At 51.6% G+C, this 11324-nt stretch carries 11 protein-coding genes; 6 read left to right on the forward strand and 5 right to left on the reverse strand.

The window, feature by feature from the left end; genetic code table 11:
• Window positions 1-33 precede the first annotated feature (33 nt).
• A complete protein-coding gene (locus tag BM231_RS12160) occupies window positions 34-942 on the forward strand; it encodes an AraC family transcriptional regulator (RefSeq protein ID WP_093519673.1) in 909 nt (302 codons plus the stop codon).
• On the opposite strand, the gene BM231_RS12165 is transcribed toward BM231_RS12160, so the two are convergent.
• The 3 genes from BM231_RS12165 to yghU form a co-directional block, all read right to left on the reverse strand.
• Window positions 939-1805 (reverse strand): YjjW family glycine radical enzyme activase, encoded by an 867-nt coding sequence (locus tag BM231_RS12165; protein WP_093519675.1) that lies wholly within the window; start codon window positions 1803-1805, stop codon window positions 939-941. The genes BM231_RS12160 and BM231_RS12165 overlap by 4 nt on opposite strands.
• Window positions 1777-3312 carry a YjjI family glycine radical enzyme gene (locus BM231_RS12170; protein ID WP_093519677.1) on the reverse strand — a complete coding sequence of 512 codons (1536 nt, stop codon included), beginning with the start codon at window positions 3310-3312 and terminating at the stop codon, window positions 1777-1779. The genes BM231_RS12165 and BM231_RS12170 overlap by 29 nt, the downstream gene beginning before the upstream one ends.
• 679 nt (window positions 3313-3991) lie before the next feature.
• Window positions 3992-4858 (reverse strand): glutathione-dependent disulfide-bond oxidoreductase, encoded by an 867-nt coding sequence (gene yghU / locus BM231_RS12180; RefSeq protein ID WP_093519681.1) that lies wholly within the window; start codon window positions 4856-4858, stop codon window positions 3992-3994.
• 269 nt (window positions 4859-5127) lie between these two features.
• On the opposite strand from yghU, the gene BM231_RS12190 reads away from it, so the two are divergent.
• The 4 genes from BM231_RS12190 (at window position 5128) to BM231_RS12205 (ending at window position 7741) form a co-directional block, all read left to right on the forward strand.
• Window positions 5128-5631, forward strand: a complete 504-nt coding sequence (locus BM231_RS12190) for a GNAT family N-acetyltransferase (protein WP_093519683.1) — start codon at window positions 5128-5130, stop codon at window positions 5629-5631.
• A 105-nt stretch (window positions 5632-5736) separates the two neighbouring features.
• Complete coding sequence (locus tag BM231_RS12195) at window positions 5737-6168, forward strand: carboxymuconolactone decarboxylase family protein (protein WP_093519685.1); 432 nt, start codon at window positions 5737-5739, stop codon at window positions 6166-6168.
• A gap of 2 nt (window positions 6169-6170) precedes the next feature.
• Window positions 6171-7043 (forward strand): RNA polymerase sigma factor SigJ, encoded by an 873-nt coding sequence (gene sigJ, locus BM231_RS12200; protein WP_093519687.1) that lies wholly within the window; start codon window positions 6171-6173, stop codon window positions 7041-7043.
• An 83-nt stretch (window positions 7044-7126) separates the two neighbouring features.
• Window positions 7127-7741, forward strand: coding sequence for a LysE family translocator (locus BM231_RS12205; protein ID WP_093519689.1), 615 nt, complete (start codon window positions 7127-7129; stop codon window positions 7739-7741).
• A gap of 2 nt (window positions 7742-7743) precedes the next feature.
• Here BM231_RS12205 and BM231_RS12210 read toward each other — a convergent pair whose 3' ends face one another.
• Window positions 7744-8484 (reverse strand): class I SAM-dependent methyltransferase, encoded by a 741-nt coding sequence (locus BM231_RS12210; protein ID WP_093519691.1) that lies wholly within the window; start codon window positions 8482-8484, stop codon window positions 7744-7746.
• A gap of 205 nt (window positions 8485-8689) precedes the next feature.
• Between BM231_RS12210 and BM231_RS12215 the strand changes: the two genes are divergently transcribed.
• Window positions 8690-10198, forward strand: coding sequence for a malonate--CoA ligase (locus BM231_RS12215; RefSeq protein ID WP_093519693.1), 1509 nt, complete (start codon window positions 8690-8692; stop codon window positions 10196-10198).
• Between the two features lie 34 nt (window positions 10199-10232).
• Here the strand turns inward: BM231_RS12215 and BM231_RS12220 are convergent, their stop codons facing one another.
• Window positions 10233-11174 carry a glycosyltransferase family 2 protein gene (locus BM231_RS12220; RefSeq protein ID WP_159437962.1) on the reverse strand — a complete coding sequence of 314 codons (942 nt, stop codon included), beginning with the start codon at window positions 11172-11174 and terminating at the stop codon, window positions 10233-10235.
• Window positions 11175-11324 lie beyond the last annotated feature (150 nt).

Consider the following 11324-nt stretch of genomic DNA (forward strand, 5'->3'; position numbering starts at 1 on the left):
CATTTCATCGATTAGTGCCGTATAGGTACAAGCATGGATATTCATTTTATTCTCGATGAAATGGAGATACAGGCGCACCCGTTTGCTTTGTGTGAACTCAATGGCGCTTGCGATCTTGATCTGGACAAAGACCCTTTGGCGACGCTGCACTATGTGCTGGCCGGGGAAGGGGAGCTTGTGTTGCCCGGGCGGCCTGCCATTCCGGTCAGCAAAGGCTCACTGATCCTTGTGCCTGCGCTCAAAAAGCACGTCTTGCGGAGCTTTGGGCGGGTTCACGATCCCATCCCCAGTTGCAACCCAGATAAGCTGAAAATGGCACACCTGATCCATAACAGTGACAAGCAGGACAAGGGCCAGCTCATCGCCATCTGCTCCCGTATCTCGCTTAGCCTGCGGCAGATGGAGAACTTGATTGATCTGGTGCAGGAACCAATTGTCGAGAACCAGGCTGGAGAAGATGCCTGCGAAGCGCCAATCCGACGTTTGCTATTGGAGCTTGCCAACCCTGCGCCTGGAAGCCTCGCCATGGTGCGCGCGCTGCTGATGCAATGCATGATTGAGCTCATTCGCCGACGCTTCAATGACCAGCACGGCGGATTGGAATGGATGGCAGCGCTACGTGATCCGCGCATGTGGCCGGTGCTCAGGCACCTCCTTGATGCGCCGGGTGAACCGCACTCCGTTGAGAGCCTTGCGTCCCTCGCAGGTATGAGCCGAAGCGGCTTCGCCAAGCGGTTTCAGGAGGCCTACGGCAGTGGCCCAATGGAACTCCTGCGCGATGTACGTATGCGGCGGGCCTCCGCCATGCTGGTGGAGACTGATCATCCCATCGAACGCGTCTCCCACCTCATCGGCTTCCGCAGCCGAAGCGCCTTTTCCCGCGCCTTCGAAGCCGCTATCGGCGTCTCACCACAGAAGTTCCGTATGCAGCGGAAGGCTTAGATATACACCGCCGGCACCACCACATTTGTCAGCCCTGCGGACCTCAACTCTGCTGCAATTCGCTCAGTATCTGGCTCTTTCATAGTGGGCCAGGTGAGGGCTTCGCCTTTGACACCGTGGTGTTGGAAGGCGTTGAGGCGTAAGGGGGTCGCAGAGTCCAGCGCACGAACGAAGTCAGCAAGTTCCTTGATTTCCTGAGAGCTGTCCGTACGGCCCGGGATGAGGAGGTAACGTAGTTCGTGCAGTTTACCTGCTGCAAAGAGCTGTTTGGCGGAGGCCAGGACGCGTTGATTGCTGCGGGTGGTGAGTAGGCTGTGTAGGGTGTTGTCGAAGGCTTTGATGTCCAACATCACGCCGTCGGTCACGGGCAGAACAGTCTTCCACGCAGCTTCGGGCAGATAGCCGTTGCTATCGATGAAGCAGGTGAGATCCTTCAGCTTTTCATCTGTTTTGATCGCCGTGAACAAAGCGATGATGAACTTCAGCTGTGTGGTTGCTTCCCCGCCGGATATCGTGATGCCATTCAGGAAGGGTTTGTTCTGGTATAGAAGCGCCAGAACATCGTCAACGTTGTATTGCGTGACCTTGGGGTTGGCGTTAATGGGGCAGACGTCCAGACACCGATCGCACTGATCGCAAATATTGGGGTCGTGCACCACTTTGCCCTGCACAATGGTTAGAGCGCCGGTTGGACACTCTGGCACGCAGTCACCGCAATCATTGCACAGCTTCATAGTGTGCGGGTTGTGACAGGTTGGGCATGCGAAGTTGCAGCCTTGCAGAAACAGGACAAGCCGGTTGCCCGGCCCGTCCACGCAAGAGAACTTCAGAACCTTACTGACTGTAGCGAGGGGCAAGTTCATGGCTCATCACCCGTGGTGCGCGCTCCAGTATTTTACCTTTATCAGCCGCTTCTGCACCCAGCACGGTTGTGTTTATGCGAGACCCGCCACATTCCTTGAATTTCTCAATATCTGACAAGCGCACCATATACCCGGTGATGCGCACCAGATCATTGTTGGAGACGTTGGCGGAGAACTCGCGGAAGCCCAGTGAGAATGCACCTTTCACCAGCTGCTCCAGTGCTGCCGGATTGTTCTCGATGGTCTCATCCAGCGTCAGGATTTCTGAGACGCCGGATGGATAGAACGCATGGTGTTCTGCCAGTGCCTGTACGTGGGTGACTGGGTCTGGCTCGCTGCCATACGGGATGCGAACACCCGGTGTGCAGCCGTCATCATCGCTCAGTCCTGCCTGAGAGTGAAGCATAGCCTTGCCGCGCCAACAGTTTTCCATTGGGCGGGCTTCAACAGCCTCGAACAGTACTTTGGAGATGCGATGGCCAAGCTGGTTAGCAGTCTCATCATGCCCATATTTGCCGGAGCGACCTTCCTTGGCCTGCAACTCGTCAACGCACTGCGCCATAGCAAAGATGCCGTACATGGCGGTGAAGCGATCTCGGCTGATCCAGCCTTCTTTCACAAGGAAGCCCTCGAAGAAACCAGATTTGTTGAAGAGGTGATCAATCCGCGCTTCGGTCAGGCGGAAGTTGAGGTCAATGTATTTTGGAAGAACATTCTCGAAGAAGTCCGCCGTGTCTTTGGAGCGACGCGCCACTTCTCGTAGGTTAATGCGGGTGAGTGTGGACGCCCCACCGCATAGTGGCAACACGTTGTAGCAGCTGGCAACACCGTAGCCGTACTCGTCAAACAGCGGTTGATGCAGCGGGTTATTGGCGATGTGCGGTTTGGAGCATTCAATAATGCTTTCGCAGGCCTGAGAGAAGATTTCGTCTGAGCTGACTTCCGGATCCCAGATGAAGGTCAGGTTTGGCGCGATCTGCTTCAGCTCCGCATCAATGCGCATGATGGTGCGGGCAACGCGGTTGTCGGTTGGCCCCACATTGGCATGCATGAATGCATCCGGCAGCACACGGTCCAGATAGCGCCAGAACAGCTTCAGCTTTTTGTAAAGGTCTTCATCACTGACATCGTCACAAAAGCGCAGCAACAGGTTGTCGAGACGGCCAATGAAAACCGGCATGTTGGTGACGGACGGCACGTGATGATAGGCAATCATCAGGGAGTTGATGGCCTCATCCAGCGTGGTGGCTGGGTCCAGCTCCAGGAAGGTGCTGCCTTTTTCAAGAACAACCGAATAGTCGGGCATCACATAGCGCGGTTTGAACGGCGCATGTCCCTCGTACATGTCGCAGATAACACGCTCTTCCAATGCCTTGGCGGTTTCCTCATCAAGCTCAGGATAAGGTAGAGAGTTTTCTGCCTCCAGCGAGAGATAACGCGCCTTTTGCGTAAAGGAGAGGCCTGGGTCTTCCGTAATACCCTTAAACCGTTTGAGAAGCTCCGACATGGGTTCGTTCCTTTTTGCTCTTTGGAACAAATCTTAAACCCGTGAGACAGGCGAGGAATTGAACTACCGCAATTTCCGATTGGAAAAGAATGGTGGTGCACAGGGCTGGATCGAAATACATACCAGTTACACTCATAAGTCGGGCCCACATAAAGTACCTATGATCGAATAGAGTAGAACCGTGGCAGTCATCAGTTACCCGCAAGGGCCTATGTGAAAATGATGTCGACTTTTATTGATAGTGAGTAGGTATGCGATTTAATCGAGTTATCGAAATAGACCTGAGCAACAAATACCATTTGCTCGCGTTGAATAACACGCTCATTCCTTGGGTTTTAGCTTACTTAATCAGGTTTGCGAGGAACTTACTAATTGCGCTTCCAGTTCATGTCGATACCAGCTTCACACTGGTTGTCATCTCTCTGCTTGTTCTTATGAATCTGTTTAACTTGTATCTTGCTAGTTTTTTGGAATTTCTGGGAAAATGTGTCGCGGTACTACTCGTGTTTTTGAACGTATCTTCGCTGCTACTGTTGGGGGCGATCTCATTTTTTACAGGGATACCTAACTTGCCATTTCTGATTGGAACGGTGCAATGGTTCTTCGGTTAAAGCATGCAAAAATAAAACCCGGCCTCATCGAAGCCGGGTTTTGCGTTTTTCATTTCTGACTAAGCGATTTACGCTTTTTCAGAGGCTGGTTTTGGGTCCAGGTCGCTTGCGTCGTGGCGTTCTGGGACTTGTTGGTCCTCATCACCCCAGGTACGGTTGACGCGTTTGCCGCGTTTAACGGCAGGGCGCTCAGCGATTTCTTCTGCCCAACGTTTCACGTTCTTGTACTCGTCAACGGAGAGGAACTCAGCAGCGCTGTAGAGGGAGCCGAGCACCAGTGCGCCGTACCATGGGAAGATCGCGATATCTGCGATGGAGTACTCGTCGCCAGCCATAAAGCGGCGCTCGGCCAAGTTGCGGTCAAGAACGTCCAGCTGGCGTTTTGCTTCCATAGCAAAACGGTTGATCGGGTATTCAAACTTCTCTGGCGCATAAGCGTAGAAGTGGCCAAAACCACCGCCCAGATATGGGGCAGAACCCATCTGCCAGAACAGCCAGTTCATAGCTTCTGCGTGGGCTGCCGGATCTTTCGGCAGGAAAGCGCCGAATTTTTCTGCCAGATACAGCAGGATGGAGCCAGATTCAAACACACGGATTGGTGTTTCGGTGCTGTGATCAACCAGTGCCGGAATCTTGGAGTTCGGGTTTGCGTCAACAAAACCGCTGGAGAACTGATCACCTTCGCCAATGTTAATCAGCCATGCGTCATAGTCTGCTTCGCTGAAACCTGCGGCCAGAAGCTCTTCCAGCATGATGGTGACTTTCACGCCATTTGGCGTGGCCAGCGAGTAAAGCTGCAGCGGGTGTTTGCCAACCTGCAGGTCTTTGTCATGGGTTGGACCAGCGATAGGGCGGTTGATGTTTGCGAACTGGCCGCCGTTTTTCTGTTCCCACACCCAAACTTTTGGTGGGGTATATTCTTTATTATCACTCATGAAATTGTGGCTCCGTATTGAATATGTGCAAATGGGAACGAGCAGTTTTTCGGGCTGCCTTTTTCATCTCAACAGATGGGTGAATCCTTAGTGAAATCAAGTGTGCAATCAAAAACAAGATCTTGGACATCACTCCTGAACGCTTAGTCCACCTCGAAAGTTCCCTGTGTGCCAGATTAAAATTTGCTTTTTACAAAGCAGCTCCCGGAATATTGTTCGTCAATGACACTACGCTCAGAGATTCCTTTTTTCATTGCTGGACTGATCAAATGACTGTGATACCAACACTCGAAACAGAAAGATTGCGCTTAAGGCCGATGACAATTGAAGACTGGCCTGCCTATGAGCAGTTGATGCAATCCGAGCGTTCGCAGTTTATGGGCGGCCCAACACCCAAGCATGTGACCTGGGGCATCTTTAGTCATGATATCGCGCATTGGGTCTTGTTTGGTCACGGTGCTTTGATGATTGACGATAAGACCACGGGCAAAACCGTTGGTCAGGTGGGGCTTAATCACGGGCCGCTTTTTCCAGAGCACGAGTTAGGCTGGTTCCTCTATGAGGGCTTTGAAGGACACGGATATGCATTGGAAGCGGCTCAAACCATGCGTAAATGGGCCTTTGATAGGTTGAGTTTAAAAACGCTCGTCAGCTACATCGACCCTAAAAATGATCGCTCCCGGAAGCTGGCTGAACGGATGGGAGCTGTGATCGATCCTGATGCACAACGTCACGATCCGGTCGATCTTGTCTACCGTCATCCGCTCTCCTGAACTTTTTGAGGTGTAGAGTTTGGTTTTTTCTCATCACCACGTCACATCTGAAGGAGCCGTATCGTCGACCCAGTGAACGCAACAAAACAATCACTGGAGATGACGATGAACGTTCACACCACCATCAATCACTATGAGAGCGGTGCGCAGATCATGACAGCCCTGCAGGGCGTGGAAGCAACCATTGCTGCGACTGGGTTTGACGAAAAACTGCATCACCTCATTCTGCTGCGGGCTTCCCAGATCAACGGTTGCGGGTTTTGTGTAAAGATGCACACCCGCGATGCCCGCAAAGCTGGTGAAACCAGCGAACGTCTGGATCACTTGATCATCTGGCGTCATTGCGATGACTTCTCGGAAAAAGAAAAACTGGCCTTTGAATGGACCGAGGCACTGACCGAACTCAATAAGGAAGATCAGTTGTCTCGTTTGCGTCAGGAGTTGAAAAAGCATTACAGCGATCAGGAAATTTCCACCCTGACGGCAATGGTTGGTATGATCAACCTTTGGAACCGGATTGCGATATCGAACCATTGATCATGAAATCAGACAAATCACTTTGTGTATTTGAACAGGCCAGACCCATGTTGATGGGGCTGGCTTATCGCCTGTTGGGCTCCACGGCAGAAGCCGAGGACGTGGTGCAGGAAACTTATCTCAGCTGGTCGGCTGCGGTGCAAGACGACATCGCCAACCCGGATGCATGGCTAACAACGGTTTGCACCCGTAAAGCACTCGATCAACTCAAATCTGCCCGTAAAAAACGCGAAAATTACGTTGGTATGTGGCTGCCCGAGCCTCTGCACACCACAACGCAGGACACGCCGGAAGACAGAATAGAGCTTTCCGAAAGCCTCACCATGGCGTTCCTTCTGGTGATGGAACGTCTTGCGCCAAAAGAGCGGGCTGCCTTCCTGCTGCGCGAGGTGTTTGCCTCCAGCTATGAGGAAGTTGCGGACATTCTGGAAGTTACACCCGCCAGTTGCCGCAAGCTGGTCTCAAGGGCAAAGGCCAACGTTCAGCAGAAATCTCAGCGCTTTGTGGCACCGCCAGAAAAACAGCGTGCCATGGTGAGTGTGTTCCAAAGCGCGCTGGAAACCGGCGAAACAGCAGAACTCTCCAAACTTTTGGCAGCTGATGTTGCTCTTATTTCCGATGGCGGCGGCAAGGTCAACGCTGTTCCAAAACCACTTGTTGGGCTGGAGCAGGTGCTTGGCTTTATCGAAAAGGCAATTTCACCTGCTGCAAACAGTGGCAGAGCCTGGGTAGAAGAACTCAATGCCTGTCTGTCTTTGATCACCGTTGACGGCACAGGCATCATCACGACCTTCACGTTTGGCTATGATGATAACATGCAGGTCAATGCAATCTACGCGCAGCGCAATCCAGATAAGCTTGCGGCTGTTCATTAGCAGTCCGTTCAGCCAACCAAAGGCATAGCTTGCATTTGCAAAAAGAACCTCCCAAACTGGCGTGATGTTTGGGAGGGGAACAAATGTCTGTTGAGATGATATTTGCGCTTGTGATTGCAACTGCGGCTCTGGTGGCGATTCCAGGCCCCAACGTGGCGCTCATCGCCGCCAATACCATCAGCCATGGCTTCCGCTTCGGGGCTGTTACGGTGCTGGGCACCACACTTGGTGTTGCGGTTCAGTTGAGCATTGTGGTGCTGGGTTTCACAGCTCTCCTGACACTTATTGCTGATGCCTTTTTGTGGGTAAAATGGGCTGGTGCAGCCTATCTGATCTATCTGGGTATCAAGTCCTGGCGTGAGCGAGCGGATATGCTGGCGAATGCAGAGGCCAGCACCACTCCTTTGCGCAGGTTATTCTGGCAGGGCATGCTGCTCGCCATGATCAACCCAAAAACGCTCGTGTTCAGCGCAGCTTTCCTCCCTCAGTTCGTTGGAGATCAAAGCACGAGCTACGCACTAGCACAGCCAGCGCTGATCTACCTTCTTCTTATTCTAGGTGGAGATCTGTGTTGGGCGGCTCTGGCTCGGTCTGCAACACCGTTCTTTAAGAGCATCGGTCATTTGCGAAACAAACTCACTGGCACACTCTTTATCGGGTCTGGCATTGGTCTCGCTCTGGCGCGGATTGAACGATAGTTTCAGGCTTTTCTGCCTATGGGAATGATCTCGCGCGAGGTTGCGTGGTAAGGTTCGCCTGTCCATTCGCCCAGCCACGTTTCAACATATAAGCCGGCTTCTTCAAGGAGCTGGTCTACCTTGTCTTGTGTCGTGTACTTGATTTGGGAGGGCGCGCTGAAAATCTCGCCAGTCTCAAGCTGCTTGTAAGCATTAGTGAAACTTAGCGTCTGAGTAACCTCGTCATATTCTGAGATGTTCCAGCTCTCAATCGCACCGAGGTCCGGGTGTTGCGTCTGGCTCAGAGTTTCTTCCTTACAACGCGTCTTCCTATCCGGAAAGTTTGGGTTGCGTGTATCAAAGACAAACTGGCCTTCGGGGCTCAGTTGCTTTGCAATCATCTTAAGCGCCGCAAGCTGGTCCTCTTCAGTCAGGAAAAATTGAAAGGAATGTCCTGTCAGGCAGATCAGGTCAAACGTTTCTCCCAGTTCAAATGAGCGGGCGTCCGCCTGTATCCATTGAACTCGCTCCCCATTTTGGCGCTTGCCTGCAAGTTCCAGCATTGCTGCAGCCGGGTCCAGACCAACGACATGGCGACCTTCAGCGAGCTGAACGGTGAGTTCTCCAGTGCCGCACCCTAAGTCGAGAACAGAGCGTGCCCCGTTGGCAAGCTCCTTGCAAAAGGTGTGATCAGCACGATCACGCGGTGTCAGTTCATAAAATTGTGCCAGATCCGGATCAGTAAAAATCGTGCGATGGGTCATTTTGAAAATTGCTTCCTAAGTCAATTCAGACAGCATAGAGCGAGAATGCCTGTTGGACAATTCGTTGCCGTTACTACGAGAGTTCGGGGAGAAGTATCCCTGTTCAGGGCCATAGGTTCGCACTAGTCTTATCTCAATGAATCAATACCAGTGTCTCATATGAAGAGGTTGGTGAAGGTCTGTTGTAATAGTGAAAGGCAGTCGCATGGCAAACCCGCTTTATGATCGTTTGTTTGGGATCCACGCGTCCAAAACGGAGCCGTTCCTGTTGCTTCAAGATGGCACTACTCTTACTTATGCCCAGTTCTTGGCAACAACCGCACAGTTGGCGCACACACTGGTCGCAAATGGCCTGAACCCGGGCGATCGTGTTGCTGCACAAGTTGAAAAATCACCGGAGACTTTGGCGCTTTATGCCGCTTGTGTGCAGGCAGGCTTCATCTTCCTGCCTTTGAATACGGCCTACACCAGTGATGAACTCTCTTACTTTCTCGACAACAGCGGAGCATCTCTTCTCGTCTGCGATGGAGCGAATGCAGAGACTTTGCAGCCATTGGCTGACCAGCTAGGTGTTCTCCTTAAAACCTTGAATGGAGATGGCTCTGGATCGTTCATGCAAGAAGCCAAAGGCCACCCAACTACATTTGAGACTGTAGAGCGAGATCTGCAGGATCTCGCAGCGTTCCTTTACACGTCAGGCACAACGGGCCGCTCCAAAGGGGCGATGTTGACGCAAGACAACTTGCTGTCCAATGCGGATGTTCTGGTTGACTACTGGCGGTTCTCAAAAGATGACGTACTGCTGCATGCTTTGCCGATCTTCCATACGCATGGCCTGTTTGTGGCGACCAATGTGATCCTTGCAGTTGGCGGGGCGATGATCTTCCTGCCGAAGTTCAATCAAGATGCCATCCTGCAGTTTCTGCCTAAGGCCACTTCCATGATGGGTGTGCCGACATTCTATACCCGGCTGTTAGCGGATGAGCGTTTCACGAATGAGTTGACAGCTCATATGCGTCTGTTCACCTCTGGTAGTGCGCCGTTACTGGCAGAAACACATCACCAGTTTGAAGAGCGTACAGGACATCGCATTTTGGAACGCTATGGCATGACAGAAACCAACATGAGTACGTCGAACCCTTACGATGGGGAGCGGCGTGCAGGCACAGTTGGCTTTCCTCTTCCAGGTGTCGAGCTCAAGATCACCAATCCTGAGACGGGCGTGGAACTGCCTCAAGACAGTATCGGCGTTATTGAAGTTCGTGGTCGAAACGTATTCAAGGGCTATTGGCAGATGCCGGAGAAGACAGCTGCAGAACTGAGAGAAGACGGCTTCTTTATCACTGGTGATATGGGTAAGGTGGATGCGGATGGCTACGTCCACATTGTTGGACGCAACAAAGACCTCATCATTTCAGGCGGCTTCAATATCTACCCAAAAGAGATTGAACTCTTGTTGGATGAGCAACCAGGTGTTCATGAAAGTGCTGTGATCGGCATACCCCATGCTGACTTCGGTGAAGCCCCGCTTGGATTAATTGTTGCCGAAAAGGGTAAGAACCCTGACCTCGAGCAGATCATGACCATCGTCAAAAAACACCTCGCCCGCTTCAAACACCCCCAAAAACTCCTAATCATCAACGAACTCCCCCGCAACACCATGGGCAAAGTCCAAAAAAACATCCTGCGTGATGAGTATGGTGAAGCTGTGTAGGTAGAGCTGTTTCAAGTCTGTAGCTCTATCGAGATTAAGAACCGTCGATTTTTTGGTAAATGTTGCCTAATTTCATGTTTACACCCCGTAAAAGCCCGATAGAAGATGCCACTTTCTTTGCTGATGAAAGTAGCATCTGGCGACCTCGATGCTGGTTGACTAGCAACATGAAACTAGATCCAAGTGTGCCTGCAATGCCACCCAAAAGTCGCCCGAATGCTTTTGGTGTAGTTTTGGTAATTGCTCTACGTGCGCCCAACCGTTTGCGAGATATGTAGGCCTGCACATTAGCAACAGAATATGCTCTACGCACCTGGTATTGGAAAGAGAGTCGAGAAAGAGGCGTGCTTTCACGAGCGATTGCAGTCGGCACCCAAATGATCTTTGCACCACGGTCAGTGGCACGATAGAAGAAATCTAGGTCCTCTCCGCCGCTAAAGCGTAAGGCTTCGTCAAACATTAAGCCATCAACTGCTTTAGTTGAAAAAAGAACGTTATCGGTACCTGCTGTTGCCATGACAGCACCAGATGCTCGCTTATTTTTAGGGCGATGAAATGCCCAAGGTGCGTCAAGGTCTTCTGGAGTTGATTGTGTCCAACCGTGATAGATCTCAGCAGGCCAATTTTGTATTGCCTCTGCCATCTCAACAAGCCAGTTTGGGTCTAGAACTTCATCATCATCGACGAACGCAATCCAATTGGGCGTAAGTGAACGTGCTGTCTGCAATGCTGCGTTGCGAGCAAAAGGTATCCCAGCTTTTGCTTCGTGTACGTATTCAACTGGATGCTGGGCCGCAGCTTGGATGCTCGTAAGCAACTCCGCAGCCATCGGTTGATTGTTATTGTCACATACAACGATTGTTATTTCGAAATACTGGTGTGGTATCAGCTGGCCGAGCGACTCCACACATCGTAGAAGCATATTTTCTCGGGATCTAGTGCAAACTGCGATGGCTAATTTTTGAGGCTTAAGCAAGTAATTTATCCAGTTTGCTACAATTATGAAGCGTTAGAGGAGAATTTACGCATTCTGTCTTTTTTCTAGCATTTTGAGGATACGGGAGAAGCGAGAAAAAGACTGGGTTGCCGCAAAGGCAAAGCCCTTCCAGCCAGCGAAAATAAAACG

Origin of the sequence: Pseudovibrio ascidiaceicola (assembly GCF_900114245.1) — a bacterium.
Classification (GTDB): Bacteria; Pseudomonadota; Alphaproteobacteria; order Rhizobiales; family Stappiaceae; genus Pseudovibrio; species Pseudovibrio ascidiaceicola.